Raw genomic sequence first — 20,589 nt, forward strand, 5'->3', positions numbered from 1 at the left:
AACTGGCGGAGGTCGCAGTTGCGACAGCTCCAGCCCTCCCAGCCGCGCTTCACGACGAGGTGCAGGCAGGCGTCGTAATTCGGGCAGAACAGGTTGCGCTGCGTATCCACGGCCTCTTCGTCACGGAGGGCGGTAGGCAGGGGGCTGGGGCAAGGGGTAATGGACACGGCGGAACTCCCGGCTTGGAACGTGTTGGGTCGGCCACTCCCCCCGGGGCGACGGAACAGGGAGGTCGGGTCTTCATTCCCGAGCAGACGTAAAAAGGCCCGTCCCCACCAAGGCGGGAACGGGCCCGAACTGCCGGCGTCTGCCACCGCTTGCGCGGCCTTTTTCAGGCCAGCGAAGCGGAGGTGGACGCCTTGAAGTTGCTGTCGGTCAAGGCATCACCTCCTTTCGAGGAGGCGGATCTAATCCCGGCCGAAATACCGCGCCATACTCCTTGCACCCATTAATGGGCCTGAAGGGCGGGCAGGCGTTCAGGCCGCGACGAACTGCCGTTCCACCAAGCGGCGGTAGAGGCCGTCCTGTCCCATGAGCGCGGAGTGGGTGCCGCTCTGGATGACATGGCCGCCCTCCAGCACGAGCACGCGGTCCGCGTTGGCCACGGTGGACAGGCGGTGGGCGATGATGAGCGTGGTGCGGCCCTTCATGAGGCGCTCCAGGGCGTCCTTCACCAGGTGCTCGCTCTCCGCGTCGAGCGCGCTGGTGGCCTCGTCGAGGATGAGCAGGCGCGGGTCCTTCAGCACGGCGCGGGCAATGGCCACGCGCTGCTTCTGGCCGCCGGAGAGCTGCACGCCGCGCTCGCCCACCTGGGTGCGGTAGCCCTCGGGGAAGCGCTGGATGAAGGCGTGGGCGTTGGCGGCGCGCGCGGCCTCCTCCACCTGCGCTTCGGTGGCGTCCGGCCGGCCGTAGCGGATGTTGTCGAAGATGGAACAGGAGAAGAGCATGGGCTCCTGCGCCACCATGCCGATGTTGCGGCGCAGCCACTCCGGGTCCAGCGAGGTGAGCGTGTGGCCGTCCAGCAGCACCGCGCCGTCCAGCGGGTCGTAGAAGCGCGACAGCAGCGAGGCCAGCGTGGACTTGCCCGCGCCCGAGGGGCCCACCACCGCGACGACCTCTCCGGGGCGCAGCTCCATGTTGAGTCCCTGGAGCACGGTGATGTCCGGCCGCGTGGGGTAGGCGAAGCGCACGTCGCGGAACTCCACGTGGCCGCGCACCTCGGGGAGCCGCTCGCCGCCGGACGAAATCGCGGGCGGGCGGTCCAGCAACTCGAAGACGCGGTCCGCGGCGCCGCTGGCGCGCATGAAGTCCGCCCACAGCTCCGCCATGGCGCTGAAGGAGAAGGCCACCAGCATGGTGTAGATGAGGAACGAGGTGAGCGCGCCCACGCTCATGTGGCCCTGCACCACGAGCCGGCCGCCGTACCAGAGCACCGCGGCGATGGCGCCGTAGCCGGCGATGGAGACGGCGCCCATGAAGATGGAGGACTGGCGCGTGCGCTCCCGCGCGAGCGAGAAGGAGCGGTCCACCGCGGCGCCGTAGCGCTCCACCTCGTTGCGCTCGGCGGCGAAGGAGCGGACGGTGCGGATGCCGGACAGGTCCTCCTCGGCCACGTCGTTGCTGGCCGCGAGCGCGTCCTGCACCTGGCGGGAGATGACGCGCACGCGGCGGCCGTAGAACACCGCGCCCAGCGTCACGGCGGGGATGACGGCGAGCATGACACCGGTGAGGCGCGCGGACGTGTAGAAGAGCAGCGCCACGCCACCCAGGGCCTGCACGCCGTAGCGCAGCGCCATGGAGATGTTGGCGGTGACGGTGTTCTGCAGGACGGTGGTGTCCGAGGCGAGCCGGCTGGTGAGCTCGCCGGTGCGGCGCGCGTCGAAGAAGCCGACCTCCTGCGAGAGCAGCGCGCCGAAGAGGGACTTGCGCAGGCGCGCCACCACGCGCTCGCCGGCGGTGTTGAAGTAGTAGGCGCGCAGCGCCATGGCCACGCCCTGCACCACGAAGACGGCGAGCATCGCCAGCGCGAGCCCGTCCAACATCTTCTGGCTGCGGGTGCTGAGCGCCTCGTCCACCAGATTGCCGATGGCCTTCGGGTAGACGAGCGTGGACACGCTGCTCACGAGCAGGAAGACGGTGCCGGCGATGATGAACGGCAGCTCCGGCCGCGCGAGGGCGAGCAGGCGGCGCACCGTGACGCGGGTGGGGAGCTGGGGTGCGGAGGACTTTTCGGGCGAAGACACCGGCGGAGACTAACGCGGACCCGGCGGGTGTGCATTCCAGGGGCTGCCAGTCCTGCCTGGCGGTGTTAATCCTTCCGGAGCGGATGGCTCGATAGCGAGGTGTGTCATGGAGAAGCACCCGTTTGGTCGCACCGGTGTGTCGGTTCCCGTGCTGGGGCAGGGGACGTGGCAGATGGAGGATGACGACCGGGCAGGCGCCATTCGCGCGCTGCGAGCCGGATTGGATTTGGGCCTGACGCACGTGGACACGGCCGAGCTCTATGGGCACGGTCGCGTGGAGGAGAGCATCGTCTCCGAGGCGATTGCCGGACGCCGCGACGAGGTGTTCCTCGTGTCGAAGGTGATGCCCTCCAACGCGACGTACACGGGCGCGCTGGCCGCGTGTGAGCGGAGCCTGAAGCGGCTGCGCACCGACAGGCTGGACTGCTACCTGCTGCACTGGCCGGGGCCGCATCCGCTCGAGGACACGATTCGCGCCTTCGAGAAGCTGGTGAAGGACGGGAAGATTCGCTCGTGGGGCGTGAGCAACTTCGGCGTCGAGGATTTGGAGGAGGCGCTCGCGCTGTCCGGCCCGGGCCGCATCGCGTGCAACCAGGTGCTGTATCACCTGGAGGAGCGCTCGATTGAGCACGGCGTGATTCCGTGGTGCGAGGAGCAGGGCGTGGCGGTGGTGGGCTACAGCCCCTTCGGCAACGGCAACTTCCCGAGCCCCGACAGCAAGGGCGGCAAGGTGCTGGGGGCCATTGCCCGCGCGCACGGCGCCAGCCCGTACCAGGTGGCGCTGCGGTTCCTCACGCGCCGGCCCTCGCTGTTCGCCATTCCGAAGGCGAGCCGCGAGGCCCACATGCGCGACAACGCGGCCGCGGCTTCGCTGAAGCTGTCCGCGGAGGACATCGCTCGCATCGACGCCGCGTTCCCGCTCGGGCCCGACAGCGGCGAGCTGCCCGTCATCTGATTGCGGCGGCGAAGGCTTTCTTGAAAGCGGACACCGTGGGGTCTCCGGAGCCGGGGGCCACCGTCACGGTGCCCGTCTCTCCCTCGACGGCGGCGCGCGTGTCGCGGCCCTTGATGAAGCGCACGGTGGTGATGCGGCGGAGCACCTCGCGTCCCTGCTCCTGCGCCAGTGCGCGCAGGGCGTGGCCCGCGACGTTCATCGCCGTCTCCAGTGCTCGGCGGCCGGGCTCGTCGTCCAGGCCCACCCAGTCCACCTCGAAGCGCAGCGGACGGCCGCCCAGGGAAGCCTCGCCCGGCCAGAACTGCTCCGTAATCGCGTGCGGCAGCCTCTCCTGCAGCGTCACCACGTCCTGCCGCGTGGGGTTCGGCCGCACCAGTTGCGCGAGCTCCAGCAGCTTGTCCGCGTTGCCCACCGACACCGCCACCACCGTGGTCAGGTCCACGTAGGCCACCGATGCGGACCGGAGCAGGCCCTCCTTGCCCAGCGCCATCAGCACGGACTCGCGAGGGACGTAGTCCACCACCTCGCCCGTCATCGAGTGCCCGTGCGCCAGGTGCAGCGTGACGGTGAGCGCCGGCACCTCTTCACCCGTGCGCGCTCGCGCCGCCAGCGCGCCGAGCTGCTCCAGCACCCGCTCCACCTTTCGCGACAACAGCCGCTGCACGCCCTCCATGTCCTCGTCCTCCTCTTGCTGCCGCGGTTGCTTGCGGGGTTCCGGTTTCGGCTTCGGTGGGGGCTCGGTGGCCCTGGGCGGCTCGGGCCTCGGCTCTGGCTTCGGCGCGGGTGGGGCCTCCGCCTGCGCCGCGGGTGGCTCCGTGGCCGGTGTGCTGGCGGCGGGTTCCTCCTTCTTCTTCCCGCCGAAGAGGTCGCTCCAGAAGCCCATGGTTATCGGCCTCGCTCTCGCATGACGGCCTCCACCTTCGCCACGTCCTCGGGCACGTCCACCGCCACCGTGCGCCAGTTCACCTGCGCACAGCGGATGGAGATGCCGTGCTCCAGCGCTCGGAGTTGCTCCAGCTTCTCCGCCTCCTCCAGCGGGGTGGGCGCGAGGCCCGCGAGCGACAGCAGCACGTCCCTGCGGTAGCCATACAGGCCGATGTGGCCCCAGCGCTTCACGGGCGTGCCCGGCTCGCGGACGAAGGGCACGAGGCTGCGGCTGAAGTAGAGCGCGTCGCCGTTGCGTGCGAGCACCGCCTTCACCACGTTGGGGCTGCCCGCCTCGTCCGGCTCCAGCGGGCGCACCAGCGTGCCCATGCGCACCGTGGCGTCCTGGAACAGGCCCGCGAGCACCCGCAGGGCGGCCGGGTCCACCAGCGGCTCGTCGCCCTGTACGTTCACCCAGACGTCCACGTCCGGACGTCCTCGCGCCACCTCCGCCACGCGGTCCGTGCCGGTGGCGCAGTCGGGGCTGGTCATCACCACCTTGCCGCCGAAGCGCTCCACCGTGGCGCGGATGCGCTCGTCGTCCGTGGCCACCACCACCTCGTCGAAGGCCTTCGCCTCCTGGCAGCGGTTCCACACGTGCTCAATCATCGGCCGGCCGGCGATGAGGGCGAGCGGCTTGCCCGGAAAGCGCGTGCTGGCGTGGCGGGCGGGGATGACGGCAACTGTCCTGGAGGAGGGAGAGGCAGGCATGACACATCCCGTCTATCAGATTCAGGACGCATCTCCGCCATCACCCGCCAGGCCCACCTTCAACCACTGGCCACTTGGGAGGCAATGCCTAGCTTCGCAGTCGACATGAAGAAGGTCATCCACATCGTCGGCGCGCGCCCCAATTTCATGAAGGTGGCCCCCATCTACAAGGCCATCGCGGCACGCACTTCGCTCCAGCAGATTCTTGTCCACACCGGCCAGCACTACGACGTCAAGATGAGCGACGTCTTCTTCTCGGACCTGGGCCTTCCGGCTCCGGACGTCCACCTCGGCATCGGCTCGGGCAGCCACGCGCAGCAGACGGCGCGGATGATGGTGGAGCTCGAGAAGGTCTTCCTCGAGCACGAGCCGGACCTCGTCTCCGTGGTGGGCGACGTGAACAGCACCATCGCCGCCGCGCTGGTGACGTCCAAGCTGGCCATTCCGCTCGCCCACGTCGAAGCGGGCCTGCGCAGCTACGTCCAGCACCAGCCGGAGGAGGTCAACCGCGTCGTCACCGACCGGCTCTCCGATTTGCTGCTCACGCCGTCGCGCGACGCGGACGCCAACCTCCTCAAGGAAGGCTGTGAGCCGAGCCGCATCCACTTCGTGGGCAACGTGATGATTGATTCACTGCTCGCGTCGAAGGAGAAGGCGGAGCGGCTGTCCACGCTGAAGGACCTGGGCCTTACTCCGCGCGGCTACGCGGTGTGCACGCTGCACCGGCCTTCCAACGTGGATGACCCGCGGCTGCTCGGGGGACTGCTGTCCGCCGTGGCCCACGTGTCCACGCGACTGCCCGTCATCTTCCCGGTGCACCCGCGCACGCGGAAGATGATTGCCGAGCAGGGCCTGGGCCACTGGTTCGAGCGTCACCCGAACCTGCGCCCCGTGGACCCCATGGGCCACCTGGAGTTCGTCGCGTTGACGGCGCAGGCGAAGCTCATCCTCACCGACTCGGGCGGCCTCCAGGAGGAGACCACCGCGCTGGGAGTGCCGTGCCTCACCCTGCGCGAGCAGACCGAGCGCCCCATCACCGTGGAGCAGGGCACCAACGAAGTCGTGGGCACCGACCCGGACCGCATCCGCCAGGCCGCGGACCGCGTCCTCGATGGCCAGGGCAAGAAGGGCCGTATCCCGGAGCTGTGGGACGGACGCGCCAGCGAGCGCATCGCCGACGTCTTCGCGCGCTACCTGGGCGTGGAGGGCGCTCCGCTGCGCGTGGCCATGGCCTGAGGTGATGGACCGAGATGCATCGGGCGGGCATCAGCCTTGTTCCTCCGCGGGGGAGCGGGGTGGTGCCCGTTCGCACGTCTGGTGGACTGTGCGGCGGCGCGCTCCGTGTTAGAGCGCGCGTAACGGCCCATGCACAGCGAGCGGGACACAGACACTCCGGATGAAGCGCCCGACGGCTACGTCGACATCGTCTTCGTCGTGGAGCCCAACTACGCGGGGTGGCGGCTGGACCGGTACCTGGGCCAGAAGATCCGCCGCATGACGAAGGAGCGCCTGCAGGGCGTCATCCGGCGCGGCATCCTCTGCGAGGAGAAGCGACTCAAGCCGTCCACGCCCGTCTACCCGGGGCTCACCTTCCGTCTCCGCCGCCGCGCCAGCGAGGAGCCCGAGACGCCCACCGCGCTGCCGGTGGTGTTCCAGGACGAATGGCTGCTGGTGCTCGACAAGCCGGCGGGGCTGCCGATTCATCCGACGGCGCGCTACCACAAGGGCACGCTCGTCACGCTGCTGCGCGAGCGCTTCGGTGAGCGCTACGCCGAGCCCGCGCACCGCCTGGACCGCGAGACGAGCGGGCTCGTCGTGTGTGGCCGCACCACCGAGTCGTGCCGCGTGCTCGGACGGCTCTTCGTGTCTCGCGACGTGCACAAGGAGTACCTCGCGCTGTGCGAGGGGCATCCCCCCGAGGACACGTTCGTCGTGGACGCGCCCATCGCCGAGGGCACCGAGCTCATCCGCATCGCCGTGCGTATCGACCCCGTGGAGGGGAAGGAGAGCCGCACGCGCTTCCAGGTGCTCCAGCGCTTCATGCGTGACGGTGAGCCGTTCGCGCTGCTGCGCTGCTATCCGGAGACGGGGCGGCAGCACCAGATTCGCATCCACCTTCGCGAGGCGGGCTTCCCGCTCGTGGGCGACAAGATGTACGGGCCGGACCCGGGCTACTTCGACCGCTTCAGCAAGCACTGCCTGGAGCCCGAGGCGTGGACGCGCCTGCGGTTGCCCCGCCAGGCGTTGCACGCCGCGCGCATCGCGTTCCCGCATCCGGGGACGGGGCAGGAGGTCGTGTTCGAGGCGCCGCTGCCCTCGGACCTCACGGACTTCATCGAGGGCAGACCGTTGCCACTTGCGAGGCCGGAGCCGGAGACGGACGCGGCCTGAGCGTCACCCCGCAACTTTTCGCGGGCACCCGGGTTCATGGGGGAAACACGCTGTCTCCTTCACCCCTGGAGCCCACCATGCGCCGCACCCTCGTTGCCGTCACCGCCGCCTTCGTCCTCGGCGGCTTCGCCAACCATGCGTACGCCGACCGCCAGCCGAAGATGCGGGATGCCGTCGCCCACCTGGAGCGGGCCCTCACGTCGCTGAAGAACGCCAGCGCCGACAAGGGCGGCCACCGCGTGAAGGCCATCGAGCTCACCGAGGCCGCCCTCAACGAGGTCCGTGAGGGCATCAAGTTCGACAATCAGCACTGAACGCGCGGGCGTTGGCACGGCCCTGAAAATGCCAAGGCCCCCGACCCGGGAGGGCAGGGGGCCTTGCTCATGCGTCCGTGCGCGGAGCGCTCGGGCTCAGGCCGTCATCTTCACTTCGGCCGGGGGCGCCAGCTCGCCCATGAAGTACTGGCCGGAGAAGCACGCGCTGCAGAACTTCTCGCGCTTCGGGTCGCCCACCGCCTCGCCCAGGCCTTCCAGGGAGATGTAGCCCAGCGAGTCCGCAGTGACGTACTTCGCAATCTCCTCCGTCGTGTGCGTGGCGGCGATGAGCTCCTGACGGCTCGGCGTGTCGATGCCGTAGTAGCAGGGCCACTTCGTCGGCGGCGAGGAGATGCGCAGGTGCACCTCCACCGCGCCCGCGGCCTTGATCATCTTCACGATTTTGCGGCTCGTGGTGCCGCGCACGATGGAGTCGTCCACCACCACCACGCGCTTGCCCTTCAGCACCTGCCGCACCGCCGACAGCTTCAGCTTCACGCCGAAGTGACGGATGGACTGCTGCGGCTCGATGAAGGTGCGGCCCACGTAGTGGCTGCGGATGAGACCCACGTCATACGGAATCCCGCTCTGCTGCGAGAAGCCGATGGCCGCCGCCACACCCGAGTCCGGCACCGCGATGACCAGGTCCGCTTCCGCCGGCTGCTCGCGCGCCAGCTGCATGCCCAGGCGCTTGCGCACCTCGTACACGTTCTTGCCGAACAGCGTGGAATCCGGACGTGCGAAGTACACGTGCTCGAAGATGCACTGGGCCAGCCGCTTGGGCTCCTCGAAGGGACGGCTGGTGCGCATGACGCCGTTCTCGATGACGAGCATCTCGCCCGGCTCCAGCTCGCGCACCACATCCGCCTCGATGAGGTCCAGCGCCGTCGTCTCGCTCGCGAGCACGTACGCGCCTTCCTTCATCCGTCCCAGCACCAGCGGCCGGATGCCCATCGGGTCGCGCACCGCGACGAGCTTGCTCTCCGTGAGCACCAGCAGGCTGTACGCGCCCTTCACGCGGCGCAGCGCCTCGACGAGCTTCTGCTCGAAGGTGCTCTGCTTGGAGCGGGCCAGGAGGTGCATGATGACCTCCGTGTCCGCGTCCGACTGGAAGATGGCGCCGTCGGCCTCGAGCTGTTCCTTCAGCTCGGCCGCGTTCACCAGGTTGCCGTTGTGCGCGATGGCGCACTGGCCGCCCGCGTACTGCACGAAGATGGGCTGCGCGTTCTTCAGCGCACTGCCGCCCGCCGTGGAGTAGCGCACGTGCCCGATTGCCGCCTGCCCGGGCAGGCCAGCGAGGACCGGTGCGTCGAAGATGTCCGCGACGAGCCCCATCTGCCGGTGAGCCCGCAGGGAGTTGCCGTCAGAGGAGACGATGCCCGCGGACTCCTGCCCGCGGTGCTGGAGGGCATGCAACCCCAGGTACGTCAGGTTGGAGGCCTCGGCGTGGCCAACGATTCCGAAGATGCCGCACATGGCGCGCTGCCTTACTCCTTTCGGGCGGTGAGCGGAACAAGAACGCATGCCCCTCTGGTGGGTATTCCACCCGCCGCCACCGTCGTCCGATGTGGGCAGTCGAGCCTCCAGACTTTCGCCGTTGCGGTTAGTCTGGCTCGCGAATGGGCTTCCTGCGTCGCGTTCACTGGCGTTCCCTGATTCCCCTGGTTCTGCTCACGACGGGCGCCGCGTATGCGCTGGCGTCCTGGAACTGGTGTGGTGTCTGGAAGGAGCACGCGCCCGTGCTTCTTTCACAGGTGCGCGGCGAAGGGCCGCTGCGGGCGGGGGCGGCGAAGGTGGCGCTCGTGCCGCCCTTCCCGGTGGTGGTGGCCGGCTATGCGCCGCCTCGTCCCGAGGCCGTCGAGGCAGACCCGCCGCTGCACGCGCGCGCGGTGGTGCTGGAAGCCGGTGGGACGCGCGTGGGACTGGTGTCGCTGGAGTTGCTGTCCATCACCACGGAGGTGCTGGAGCGCGTGCGCGCGCAGGCCGCCGCGTCGGGGCTGGGCGAGGTGCTGGTGACGGCCACGCACGCGCACTCGTCGATGGGCGGGTATGACTCGCGGCTGGTGGCGCAGCTCGCGGGGACGGGCAAGTACCGGAAGGACTCGGTGGATGCCATCGTCACCGCAGCGGTGGCGGCGCTGACTCGCGCGGCGGCGTCGATGACGGACGTGACGCTGGAGGTGGGGGAGGCTCGCGAGCCGGACCTCGTGTACTCGCGCAGCAGTGGGACGGCGCCGGACGGGGCGCTGACTCGCGCGGTGCTGCGCGGGCAGGCGGGGCCGGTGGCGGAGTTGCTGCTGTTCTCCGCGCACCCGACGATGGTGTCTCGCGAGCGGGCGTACGTGGACCCGGACTATCCCGGGCGGCTCTGCGCGCTGCGCGAGTCCGAGGGCAGCGGTGTGACGCTGCTGTTGCAGGGCGCGGTGGGCAATGCCTCCGTGGCGTACTCCGAGGGGAAGGGGCTGGAGCGCGTGGCGGGCTTCGCTCGGGCGCTGGCGACGCTGACGGGGAAGGTGGCGCTGTCACCCGTGGGCGAGACGGTGCGCCTGTCGCTGGCGCGCGTGGAGGTGGCGATGCCGCGGCCGGATGCTTCGCGGCTGGTGCCTTCGCTGACGCGCGCCGCGGGAGACAACCTGCTGTGCGGCTCCGCGCAGCGCGTGGCGGAGGTGGGCGCGTTGATGCTCGGGCCGTTGGAGCTCGTGGCCGTGCCGGGTGAGCCCACGGTGGACGCGGGCGCGGTGCTGGTGCGGCGCACGGGGGCCACAGGGGTGCTGGGCCTGGCGGATGGGTACCTGGGCTACGTCGAGGCACCGGAGTTGGTGAAGGACGGACGTGGTGAGTCCGTGCGGCAGTACTTCGGGCCGACGCTGCTGGAGCGGCTGACCGTGGCGGCGGAGCTGGCGGCCCAGACGGCGGGCTTCTCGCGCTGACGTCGTGCCGTGGACGTTGCTCCGGTGCGCTCCGGCCACAAGGCAATGGGCGGCGTATTCAGGGCGGGCGAAGATGCGCGCGACTCTTTCCCACTCGGGAGCCCCATGAGCCAGACCGACCCCCGCATCACCCTGGAAGTGCGTGGCCACATCGCCGTCATCGGCATCAACCGGCCCGAGAAGCGCAACGCGTTCGACGTGGGCATGCTGCGCGCCTTCTCCGAGGCGATGACGCAGGCGGACCGCAACCCCGACGTGCGCTGCATGGTGGTCCACGCCGTGGGTGACCACTTCTCCGCGGGGCTGGATCTGGCCAACGTGGCGCCCTCGCTCGCGCAGGGCGAGGGGCTCGCGCCGAAGGGCTCCATCGACCCGTGGGCCACTCAAGGCGTGGTGCGCACCAAGCCCCTCATCGTCGCCGTCCAGGGCCTGTGCCTCACGCTGTCCATCGAGCTGGTCCTCGCCGCCGACATCGCCGTGGCCTCCGAGGACGCGCGCTTCGGGCAGATTGAAATCAAGCGCGGCATCTTCCCCTTCGGCGGCGCGACGATTCGCTTCCCACAGGTGGCCGGCTGGGGCAACGCCATGCGCTGGCTGCTCACCGGTGACGAGTTCGACGCGCGCGAGGCGTACCGCATCGGCCTCGTGCAGGAGGTGGTGGAGCGCGGCAAGCAGTTGGAGCGCGCGCTCGCCCTCGCGACGACGGTGGCGAAGCAGGCGCCCCTCGGTGTGCAGGCGACGCTCGCTTCCGCGCGGCAGACGCTCGACGAGGGCCCCGAGGCCGCCGCGAAGGCGCTGCTGCCCCGGCTGCTCCAGTTGGTGAACTCGGAGGACGCGGCCGAGGGCGTGCAGTCCTTCATCGAGCGCCGCGAGGGCCGCTTCACCGGGCGCTGAGGTAGGGGCTGCTCGTCGCCATTTCCCCAAGGCTCGGTATGGCCCTGTTGTGGTCTCGGAGCGTTCTTGTCATTGCCCTCTCTGGGCTCGGACCGCAGATGCGGCTAGGGTGCCCAGTCGAACCATGTACCTGACGCGATTCACCATCGAGAACATCCGAGCCATCCGGGCGCTGGAATGGGACGTTCCCATCCAGCAGGCTCCGGGCTGGCACGTCATTCTTGGGGACAACGGATCCGGGAAGTCGTCGGTCCTGCGCTCGATTGCACTGGCGCTCGTTGGGGTGCGTGGAGCGTCTGCGCTTCGAGTCGACCTGATGCGTTGGATGCGCCACGGTGCAGCCGGGACTGTTCGCCTGAAGTTGACGCCCGACTCCAGATTCGACAAGGGAGGGGGAGCCCCTTCTCGGAGCCGGGCCCTCAACGTTGGCTTCCAATTGGAGCCCGTGACGTTCGGGGGAAGAGCCACGGTGGCCTTCAAGGACACTGCTCCCGGGTGGTTCTCAAGAGGGCACAGGGCCGGATGGTTCGCGGCCTCGTACGGCCCTTTCCGGAGATTCACCGGGGGCGACAAGGACTACGACCAGCTCTTCTCCTCCGACCCTGAGCTCGCGCGTCATCTGTCCGTCTTCGACGAGAGTGTGGCGCTCACCGAGGGGCTGAAGTGGCTCCAGCAATTGAAGTTCAAGGAGCTCGAGAAGGGACCTGAGGGTGAGCTGCTTGGCCTGCTCACGAGGTTCATCAACCAGCCAGAGTTCCTGCCCCATCATGCACGCTTGGAGGAGGTCACCTCAGACGATGTTCTCTTCGTGGACGGCAATGGATACCGCGTTCCAGTCGAAGAACTGAGTGATGGCTATCGCTCCATTCTGAGCATGACCTTCGAGCTTATCCGCCAGATTGCGGCTGCCTACGGGGCCAAGCGCGTCTTCGACCCGAAAGACCCATCACGCGTGGATGTGCCCGGCGTGGTGCTCATCGACGAGGTGGATGCCCATCTGCATCCGACCTGGCAGCGAAAGGTGGGGCTCTGGTTCCGGAAGCACTTCCCGAAGATGCAGTTCATCGTCACGACTCACAGCCCATTGGTTTGTCAGGCTGCGGACGAAGGGACGGTGTGGCGGCTCCCCAGGCCTGGTACGGACGAAGAGGCCCATCAGGTCACGGGAGTAGACTTGGACCGACTCATCTTCGGCAATGTGCTCGATGCCTACGGCACAGGCGTGTTCGGCGAAGGCATCACCCGGTCGGAGCGCTCGAAAGAGAGGCTCCAACGGCTGGCTGAGCTGAACATGAAGGAACTGCGGAAGGGGTTGACCGCCGCTGAGCGCAGGGAGCAGACCGCTCTGCGCGCGAGCCAGCCCACCGCGGCCATGACCCTTCATGAGTCGGAGGCGTGGGGCCGGGAGTGATCAAGCTGCCGGACATCCCGTTGTCCAGGGCAGCCTCTCAACAGCTCGTGAGCTGGCAGGCCGAGGTGGATGCGCTCGCGAGCCACGCAGCGCGTGTCGAGGCCGCGAAGCGGCTCTTCAGACAGCGCAACACTCCGCGGAACAGGACCTTCATCGAGATTCGCCGGCAGCTCACGGCGATGTGCTCGGGTGCTCAGCGCTGCGGGTATTGCGAGGACTCTGCTGCCGACGAAGTCGAGCACGTCCGGCCCAAGGACATCTACCCGGAGCTGGTCTTTGCGTGGCGCAACTACCTGTATGCCTGTGGCCCGTGCAACGGGCCGAAGAACAACCAGTTCGCTGTCTTCCCTCGACGCGCACGCACTCCTGTCGAGGTCAGCCTGGCAGCCAGGACTTCCTCGCGGCCGCCCCCCAAAGGCGAGTCCGCGCTCATCGACCCGCGAAGCGAGGACCCGATGAAGTTCCTCGTGCTCGACCTTCAAGGCACCTTCCTTTTCGAGCCAAACGCCCGGAAGGGCACACGTGACTACGAGCGGGCCGATTACACGCGGTGCATCCTGCGACTGAATCGGGAACTGCTCACGACGGCCCGGGCAGAAGCCTTCAGTGGCTATCGAGCCCGTCTTTCCGAATACATCACCCAGCGCGACCATGGCGCCTCACGGGCCTCGCTCCTGCGGTGCATTCAGGCAATCCAGCGGGCAGCTCACCCTACCGTCTGGAGGGAGATGCAGCGGCAGCAGAGTCAACACAGGGCACTCCGGGCGCTCTTCCGTGAGGCGCCCGAAGCCCTGGGCTGGTAGCGCCTCTCAGAACTTCTCGAACTTCGACTTCTCCTTGCGCTTCTTGAAGAGGAGCGCGGTGCGGCCGAGGAGCTGGGCCAGCTCGGACTGGGTGCCCTCGGCCATCTTCGCCGCGGCCTCCTGGCGCGTCTCCGGGCCCTCGTTGATTTTGACCTTGATGAGCTCGTGGTCCTTCAGGGCCTGCTCGACCGCGGCGATGATTCCCTCGGTGACGCCGGACTGACCGACGATGACCACCGGCTCCAGGTGGTGTCCCAGCGCGCGTAGGGCGCGGCGTTGCTTCCCGGTGAGCGGCACGTTCCTCGACTCCTTTTGAGTGTCCGGCCAGGGCAGGAGCCCTGGCCTCATGGGTATATGGCCAGGGCGGTGGGCCCCGGCCGACAGCGACGGGGGACGCACCCTACTTCTTCTGCGCCGCCATGCGGATCTCCCGCTGCGCGTCGATGTGGTCTGGCTGAAGCTCCACGGTCCGCTTGAAGTGCTTCAGGGCTCCCGTAGCGTCGCCACTCAGCTTGGCAATCACCCCCAGGAAGTAGTGCGCGGGGGCGCAGCGCTCGTTGCGCTTGATGGCGTTCTGGATTTCGCGGAACGCCTCCGGCTGGGCGGCCTTCTTGTCCGCCGCCGTGAAGAAGCGCGCGTAGCCCCGCCACGCGTAGAACTCCGCCTCCTCCGCGTTCAGCTTGATGGCCTCGTCCAGCATCTTCACGGCGTCGGCGAACTTGCGCGCCTTCACCAGGATGGTGGACTTCTGGAACAGCTCCTCGGCCATGAGGATGGAGTTGACGTCCACCTCGGTGCCGGAGCCTCCGCCGGCCTTCAGCTCCTCGATGTACGCCGCGCGGCTCTTGTCGTCCGAGAGCGTCCGGTACGCGTCGCCGATGTACGCGAAGACCTCCGCCTTCAGCTTCTCCAGCTCCGGCGGAGCGCCCTGCGGCAGCGTGTCCGGGTGGTACAGCTTCGCCAGGCGGAAGTAGGCAATCTTCACCGCGCTCGAGTTCGTCTGCTCCGTCAGCCCGAGCCGCTGGAAGTGGTTCTGCTGCTTCATCGCCGTGACGAGCTGGCGCAGCGAAGGAATCTCCTCCGCGCCCGGGGCATTCGCGGGCGTCGCCGCCACGGTGGGGGCCGCCGGACGCTGCGGGGCCTGTGGCGCCGCGGCGGCAGGACGGGGCTGAGGCGCACCGGCTGGGGCCGTCGCGGGACGGGCGGCTCCGGCGGCGGCGCCTGCTCCAGGAGCCGCGTTCACCACGGGCGGAGCGGGACGAGGCGCGGCGGCAGGGGCGGCTCCGGCGGCAGTGCCTGCTCCAGGAGCCGCGTTCACCACGGGCGGGGCCGGACGGGGCGCCGCGGCGGCAGGGGCGCCTGGGGCGGCTCCGGCGGGACGGGGCGTGTTCGCGGCGGCGGGGCCCACGACGGGCGGCGGTGGGCGCGCGGCGGCGGACGCGGGCTGGGGCGCGGCGGGGCGCTGTGCGGCGGGCGCGGGCTGCGGCGTGGCGGCAGCGGACGGCGGCGGGGCTGAGGCTCCCGGTGGTGGCGAGACCGCGGCGCTCCTCGATGGCGCGGCGAACGACACTCCGTCCAGCTCACGGAGCAGGAAGGCGATGCGCAGCAGGTGGTCGGCGTCCTGCGGGAAGTCGGTGAGGAGCTGCGCCACCGAGCGCACTCCGTCGATGACCGCGAGCGTGCGGACCTCGTGCGGCGTGAGGCGCAGCTCGCTCGCGGCGACCAGGCCCCCGGACTTCATGATGGGGAGCTGGAGCACCGGGGCCAGCCGGCGCTTGAGGTCCGCGGGCGGGAGCCGGCGCACGGAGTCGCTCAGCACCGCCCAGCGGTTGCCGAGCGGCATCGCCTTGTTGCCCGGGAGGTCGCGCGCCTCGAAGGTGAAGGTGCCGGACTCGGCGCGCAGGCCCTTGGACAGGATGGACACCGCGCGCTGCGCGAGGTGCGTGAAGGCACTGGCCGGTTGCAGGAGGCCGAGGCCGAAGAGGGCCGCGAGGAGGTCTCCGCCGAAGCGCTCCTTCGCGGACTCGGCCTGCTGGAGCTGGTCGGGAGAGAGGAGCTTCGCGCCCATCAGCGACGTGCCGAGCGAGTCCTCCGCGTGCGTGGAGTCGACGAACTCCGGGTTGCCCTTGCGGAAGTGGATGTGGATGACGCGGTCCGACAGCGTGAGCGACAGCAGGCCCGTCTGCTCTCCGGCGGCGATGCGGCCGTAGAGGCGGATGGGAGAGAGCTGGTCCAGCGGGCCCTGCGGCGGGACGGTGAAGGGCGATTCGTCCGCGGAGACGACGGCGGGCGCGGGCGCGACGGGTGCGGCACTGGCGGCGGGCGCGGCCGTGGGGCTCGGGACGGGGCCGGGCGTCGGCGCCGCGGGGCCTCTTGCGGCCGCGGGGTTCTGGAAGGGACCGGGTGTGGGCGCGGTGGCGCCCCGCGCGGCCGCGGGGTTGGCAACGGGCGTTGGCGCGGCGGGGCTTCGCGCGGCGGGATTGGGGACTCCTGCCTGGGGCGCGCCGGGAGGCACGGTGGGGCGGGCTCCTGGTCCCGCCATGGGCGCGGCTCCTGCGACCGGACGGGCGCCCGGGCCCGCCATCGGCGCCGTGCCAGGACCTGCCGTGGGGGCTGCTCCTGGGCCCGCCATCGGCCGGGCACCGGGGCCTGCCACGGGCGCCCCACCCGGACCCGCGAGCGGCGCTCCACCGGGTGCCACGGGTCGGGCACCGGGGCCCGTCATCGGCACCGCGCCTGGACCCGCGACGGGCGCCGCTCCCGGCCCTGCCATCGGTCTCGCTCCGGGGCCTGCCATCGGGGCCGCGCCTGGACCCGCGACGGGCGCGGCTCCAGGCCCTGCCATCGGCCGGGCACCGGGGCCTGCCGTGGGCGCCGCACCCGGGCCCGCCATGGGCGCGGCGCCCGGCGTCACGGCACCGGGACCCGCGGATGCAGCCGGCGTGGGTCCGAGCGAGATGGCTCCCTGGGCCGGTTCGGGAACGTTCGGTGCTCCGTCGCCCCACAGGGCTCGCGGGAAGACGTCGCGGACCTCGGGGAAGCGCCACGGGAAGGCGAAGTTGAGCCCGTCCTCGGAGACCTGGAGCTTGCCCTTGATGGAGCCGCTCTCCACGAGCAGCTCGATGGTCGGCAGGGTGAGGGGCCCCCACATGGTGCCCCTGTCATTGCGAACCCAGTACTGGCGGACCTCACCCTCGGCCATGCGCCGCTCGACTCCGTTGAAATTCGGGGAAAGGAGAACCCTAGCGCCGTCCTCCGTTGACTCAAAGCATACGGCCGGGCAGGCCGCCCGTACTCCGCGTCAGGGAGTCACGCCATCCAGCGCCGCCAGTCCCAGCGCCGCGAGGCACGCCGCGTCCGCCTGCTGCTCCGCCGGCGGGTCGAAGCAGTGCACCTCCGTATCGAACACCTTGCACATCCCCGCCGGTGTCGCCGCGCACGACGCCTTCGAGAACGCCGTCGTGCACCCATAGCCACACACCGGTCCCGTCTCGCTGTTGCGGCACTCGGGCGCGGGCAGCGAGCGCTTCCAGGCGCACATCGCCGCGGGCGTCGGGTCGAAGCAGGTGATGCGGCCGCTGGCCAGCTTGCACACACCGGCGGGCGTCCGGGCACAGCGCACGCCTTCCGGCGCATTCACGCAGCCATAGCCGCACGTCAGTTGCACCCCGTTGCTCCGGCAATCCGCCTTCGGCGTCTCCCGGCCGTACACGGCGAAGACAATCGCGGGCGGGTCGAAGCACTCCACCTCGCCGCCGCGGCCCAGGCACACACCCGCCGGAGACTTCGCGCACTTCACCTTGCCGGGCTGCGTCGCGCAGTTGTAGCCGCACGCCACCATGCCATCGATGTTCTTGCACTCGGACGCGGGCAGCGAGTCGCCGTACGCCTTCTGCACGTAGGCCGGCGGGTCGAAGCACACGGCCTGCCCGTCCACCACCTGGCAGCGGCCCTGTGGCGTCTGCGCGCATCGCACCCGTTGTCCGTCCGACTTGCACCCGTAGCCGCATGACACCTGCCCGTCGATGGAGCGGCAGGTGGGCGCGGACGGGTCCTGGGACGGCGGCGCCGAGGCGAGCGTGAGTGCCAGCACGGTGATGAGGGAAGCGAGCACGGGGGACCTCGGGGGGCGGAGGTGGCGGGCGACATTGACGCCCAAGGCGCGCGGGGACGCAAGAAGCGGGCAGCCGCGACGGCGCGAGTGTGTCGTGGTACCCAGCGCGCACCGACGAAGAGGCGGGCCCCGGTGGCCCCAAGAGGAGGTCGGCCCCGGTGGACGTGGACGTCAGCCTGCTGCACATCATCCTGCTCTGTCTCGCCGCGCTGACCGCGGGCATCGTCGACGCCATCGCCGGAGGCGGCGGGCTCATCACCCTGCCCGCGGTGCTGGCCGCGGGCCTGCCGCCGCACGTGGCGCTGGGCACCAACAAGGGCCAGTCCGTGTTCGGCTCGTTCGCGGCGCTGGTGCGCTTCTCGCGCGCGGGGCTGGTGGACGGGAAGCTGGCGCGCGTCACCTTCCCGTTCGGCCTGGTAGGCGCCTTCGCGGGCGCCGCGCTGGTGCTGCTCGTCAAGCCGGAGGTGCTCAAGCCGCTGGTGCTGGTGCTGCTCATCGCGGTGGCGGTGTTCCTCACCTTCCGCAGGGCCCCGCGCGCCGGTGACCAGCCCGAGCCCGGACCGCGCCCCCGCGCGCAGGCCATCGGCGCGCTCATCGCGCTGGCCATCGGTGCCTATGACGGCTTCTTCGGGCCGGGCACCGGCACCTTCCTCATCGTCGCCTTCTCCACGTTGCTGGGCCACGGCCTGGCGCGCGCGTCCGCGGACGCGAAGGTGGTGAACTTCGCCTCCAACCTCGCCTCGGTGTCGCTGTTCGCCCTCAAGGGCGTGGTGCTGTGGCGGGTGGCGCTGCCCATGGCCGCCGCGCAATTCACCGGCGCGTACATCGGCGCGCACCTCGCGGTGAAGGGCGGCGACAAGCTGGTGCGCAAGGTGGTGCTCGGCGTGGTGCTGGCGCTGGTGCTGAAGCTGGGCCGCGACCTGGTGATGGCGGGCTGACGCCCCTCACCGTCAGCCGATGTGCACCAGCAGCGCGTCCCCGCGCTTCACCACGGTGGTGATGAACTTCTTCAGCTCGTCGAAGTAGGACATCAGTTCCTCCTGCAGGTCCACGTCCTCCTCGGGCTCCTCCCAGGTGCCGGGGTAGATGTCCTGGGCCTGCATCTCCGCCGGGTCATACCGGCGGCGCAGCGTGGACTCCTGCACCTTCTGGAGCGCGGCGGAGAGCGCCTTCACCTGCTCGGGCGCGAAGATGCGCGCGGTGCCCTCGTCCGAGGGGATGTCGCCCACGTCCTCGCCGCCGCGCACCAGGAAGTCCAGCGGCGCGGCGCCCTCCCACGGCGTGCCGGTGAGCAGGTACTGGAGGCCGTGCCACGCCTCGCCGATGTCCAGCTCCACGAAGGCCTTCGAATCACCGAAGTCCTCCTCGTCGTCGAGGAAGGGCTCCAGCAGGTCGGGCGCCTGGAGCAGGGCGTTGCGCTGCGCCTCCGTGGCGCTGCGAAGGGAGCAGAGCATCTCCATGCGGATGACCTCGGGGCGCTGGGGGAAACGCGCGCGGGGCGGACCTTACCGCCCGCCGCTCACCAACGGAACAAGGGAGGCATCGGTGCTCAGCGGTAGCTCGACGGTGAACGTCGCGCCCTGGCCCGGCACGCTGGCCGCGGAGATGGTGCCGCCGCTCGCCACGACAATCCGCCGGACGATGTAGAGCCCCAGGCCCAGGCCGCCGAAGTGCCGGTCCGACACCGCCCGCTCGAAGCGGTCGAAGATGCGCTCCAGCGCCGCGGGGGAGATGCCGATGCCCTCGTCCCGCACGGTGAGCCGCGCCCGTGCTTCATGCCGCTCCAGCCGCACGCGGATGGGCTTGCCGGCGCCGTACTTGATGGCGTTGGACAGGAGGTTGTCGAGCACCTGCTCGAAGCGCAGCGGGTCCACCCGCGCCATGAGGGCCGCGTCCAGCTCCAGGGTGAGTGTGCACCCGGCGCGAAACGTCTCCGGCTCGAAGCGCCTCACCGCGTCGCGGACGACCTCCGCCAGGTCCACCCGTGCGGGGCGCAGCTCGAGGCGGCCGGCGGAGATGCGCGACACGTCCAGCAGGTCATCCACCAGGTCCACCAGCTTCTTCACCTGCCGCTGGGACACGTCCAGGTGGAACTGCGCGCGCTCGGCGGAGGAGTGGGGTGGTGGCAGCGACAGCTCGCGCCGGAGCTGCTGGAGGCGGAGGCTGAGCGGGGTGAGCGGCGTGCGCAGCTCGTGGCTGGCGATGGAGAGGAACTCGTCCCGCGCGGCCACCGCCTTCTCGGCGAGCGTCAGGCTCCGGCGCAGCCGCGCGGAGTCCACCCAGAGCAGCCGGAACGTCAGCGCCACGCACGCCACCGCCGCCACGGCGAGCACGCTCCGCTGGAGCCACGGCGGAGGCTGCTCGACGAGCGGCGGCAGCAGGCCGTCCACCACCGTCACCCACACGTCCGCGGCGAAGGCGGCGAACATGAAGCGGCCGAGCGCGCGCCGCTCCAGGTACGGCAGCACCAGGGCCACCCCGGCGATGGGCATCAGGAGCAGCGCGGCGAAGAGGAAGTGAACGAACAGCGCCCCGAGCGCCACCATCACCAGCAGCGCATGCCCCGTCACCCCCGCGGCCCGCGCCGTGTGCCCGCGCAGCGCCAGTCCGCGGGCCCAGGTCAGCGCCGCCGTGTAGACGCCCACCGCCACCGCGCCTCCCGCGAGCGCGGGGCTGCGCAGCACGAGCGCGAAGGCCGCGTACACGAGCAGGAAGCCCACCGCGACGGGCAGCATCCACTGGAGGAACTGACGGAGCCGCAGCTGCTTCAGCTCCTCTTCGGAGGACTCATGCATCCCGGATGGACCTGCACTTGGGTAGGCGGCCGGACCGAACCATGAATGCCCATTCATGTCATCACGGGCCGGTCCGCGCGGGTCCGGCAGTGGATATTGGCGGC

Annotated in this window: 18 protein-coding genes; 9 read left to right on the top strand and 9 right to left on the bottom strand. The window is 70.3% G+C overall.

Annotation, left to right across the window (positions count from 1 at the left end; all coding sequences use genetic code 11):
- Positions 1-476: 476 nt before the first annotated feature.
- Positions 477-2,243: an ABC transporter ATP-binding protein gene (locus ACVTJA_RS08130; RefSeq protein ID WP_465835258.1), complete on the bottom strand. Its 1,767-nt coding sequence runs from the start codon at positions 2,241-2,243 to the stop codon at positions 477-479.
- A gap of 106 nt (positions 2,244-2,349) precedes the next feature.
- Here ACVTJA_RS08130 and ACVTJA_RS08135 point away from each other — a divergent pair, with 106 nt between their 5' ends.
- On the top strand, positions 2,350-3,198 hold the full coding sequence (locus tag ACVTJA_RS08135; protein WP_465835260.1) for an aldo/keto reductase: 849 nt from the start codon (positions 2,350-2,352) through the stop codon (positions 3,196-3,198).
- On the opposite strand, the gene ACVTJA_RS08140 is transcribed toward ACVTJA_RS08135, so the two are convergent.
- Both ACVTJA_RS08140 and kdsB read right to left on the bottom strand, forming a co-directional pair.
- Positions 3,191-4,081, bottom strand: coding sequence for a hypothetical protein (locus ACVTJA_RS08140; protein WP_465835262.1), 891 nt, complete (start codon positions 4,079-4,081; stop codon positions 3,191-3,193). The genes ACVTJA_RS08135 and ACVTJA_RS08140 overlap by 8 nt on opposite strands.
- 2 nt (positions 4,082-4,083) lie before the next feature.
- On the bottom strand, positions 4,084-4,833 hold the full coding sequence (kdsB, locus tag ACVTJA_RS08145) for a 3-deoxy-manno-octulosonate cytidylyltransferase (protein ID WP_465835264.1): 750 nt from the start codon (positions 4,831-4,833) through the stop codon (positions 4,084-4,086).
- Between the two features lie 105 nt (positions 4,834-4,938).
- Here kdsB and wecB point away from each other — a divergent pair, with 105 nt between their 5' ends.
- From wecB to ACVTJA_RS08160, 3 genes are all read left to right on the top strand, one after another.
- Complete coding sequence (gene wecB / locus ACVTJA_RS08150) at positions 4,939-6,069, top strand: non-hydrolyzing UDP-N-acetylglucosamine 2-epimerase (protein ID WP_465840339.1); 1,131 nt, start codon at positions 4,939-4,941, stop codon at positions 6,067-6,069.
- A gap of 129 nt (positions 6,070-6,198) precedes the next feature.
- Positions 6,199-7,224, top strand: coding sequence for an RluA family pseudouridine synthase (locus ACVTJA_RS08155; protein WP_465835266.1), 1,026 nt, complete (start codon positions 6,199-6,201; stop codon positions 7,222-7,224).
- Positions 7,225-7,301: 77 nt separating this feature from the next.
- Positions 7,302-7,538: a hypothetical protein gene (locus ACVTJA_RS08160; RefSeq protein ID WP_465835268.1), complete on the top strand. Its 237-nt coding sequence runs from the start codon at positions 7,302-7,304 to the stop codon at positions 7,536-7,538.
- A gap of 96 nt (positions 7,539-7,634) precedes the next feature.
- On the opposite strand, the gene purF is transcribed toward ACVTJA_RS08160, so the two are convergent.
- A complete protein-coding gene (gene purF / locus ACVTJA_RS08165; RefSeq protein ID WP_465835270.1) occupies positions 7,635-9,014 on the bottom strand; it encodes an amidophosphoribosyltransferase in 1,380 nt (459 codons plus the stop codon).
- A 143-nt stretch (positions 9,015-9,157) separates the two neighbouring features.
- Between purF and ACVTJA_RS08170 the strand changes: the two genes are divergently transcribed.
- The 4 genes from ACVTJA_RS08170 to ACVTJA_RS08185 all read left to right on the top strand — a co-directional run bounded on the left by ACVTJA_RS08170 (position 9,158) and on the right by ACVTJA_RS08185 (position 13,576).
- A complete protein-coding gene (locus ACVTJA_RS08170; RefSeq protein WP_465835272.1) occupies positions 9,158-10,468 on the top strand; it encodes a neutral/alkaline non-lysosomal ceramidase N-terminal domain-containing protein in 1,311 nt (436 codons plus the stop codon).
- 105 nt (positions 10,469-10,573) lie between these two features.
- A complete protein-coding gene (locus tag ACVTJA_RS08175) occupies positions 10,574-11,362 on the top strand; it encodes a crotonase/enoyl-CoA hydratase family protein (RefSeq protein ID WP_465835274.1) in 789 nt (262 codons plus the stop codon).
- A 124-nt stretch (positions 11,363-11,486) separates the two neighbouring features.
- Entirely contained in the window at positions 11,487-12,773 is a 1,287-nt protein-coding gene (locus ACVTJA_RS08180; protein WP_465835276.1) for an AAA family ATPase, read from the top strand.
- Positions 12,770-13,576, top strand: coding sequence for an HNH endonuclease family protein (locus ACVTJA_RS08185; protein WP_465835278.1), 807 nt, complete (start codon positions 12,770-12,772; stop codon positions 13,574-13,576). The genes ACVTJA_RS08180 and ACVTJA_RS08185 overlap by 4 nt, the downstream gene beginning before the upstream one ends.
- 6 nt (positions 13,577-13,582) lie before the next feature.
- On the opposite strand, the gene yhbY is transcribed toward ACVTJA_RS08185, so the two are convergent.
- The 3 genes from yhbY to ACVTJA_RS08200 all read right to left on the bottom strand — a co-directional run bounded on the left by yhbY (position 13,583) and on the right by ACVTJA_RS08200 (position 17,690).
- Positions 13,583-13,873 (bottom strand): ribosome assembly RNA-binding protein YhbY, encoded by a 291-nt coding sequence (gene yhbY / locus ACVTJA_RS08190; RefSeq protein WP_465835279.1) that lies wholly within the window; start codon positions 13,871-13,873, stop codon positions 13,583-13,585.
- Positions 13,874-13,976: 103 nt separating this feature from the next.
- Entirely contained in the window at positions 13,977-16,118 is a 2,142-nt protein-coding gene (locus ACVTJA_RS08195) for a J domain-containing protein (protein ID WP_465835281.1), read from the bottom strand.
- 759 nt (positions 16,119-16,877) lie between these two features.
- Positions 16,878-17,690, bottom strand: coding sequence for a hypothetical protein (locus tag ACVTJA_RS08200; RefSeq protein WP_465835283.1), 813 nt, complete (start codon positions 17,688-17,690; stop codon positions 16,878-16,880).
- Between the two features lie 158 nt (positions 17,691-17,848).
- Here ACVTJA_RS08200 and ACVTJA_RS08205 point away from each other — a divergent pair, with 158 nt between their 5' ends.
- A complete protein-coding gene (locus tag ACVTJA_RS08205) occupies positions 17,849-18,628 on the top strand; it encodes a TSUP family transporter (RefSeq protein WP_465835285.1) in 780 nt (259 codons plus the stop codon).
- Between the two features lie 12 nt (positions 18,629-18,640).
- On the opposite strand, the gene ACVTJA_RS08210 is transcribed toward ACVTJA_RS08205, so the two are convergent.
- Positions 18,641-19,150 carry a YfbM family protein gene (locus ACVTJA_RS08210; protein WP_465835288.1) on the bottom strand — a complete coding sequence of 170 codons (510 nt, stop codon included), beginning with the start codon at positions 19,148-19,150 and terminating at the stop codon, positions 18,641-18,643.
- Positions 19,151-19,195: 45 nt separating this feature from the next.
- Positions 19,196-20,485 (bottom strand): sensor histidine kinase, encoded by a 1,290-nt coding sequence (locus tag ACVTJA_RS08215; RefSeq protein ID WP_465835290.1) that lies wholly within the window; start codon positions 20,483-20,485, stop codon positions 19,196-19,198.
- Positions 20,486-20,589 lie beyond the last annotated feature (104 nt).

The organism is Pyxidicoccus sp. M6, assembly GCF_055568925.1.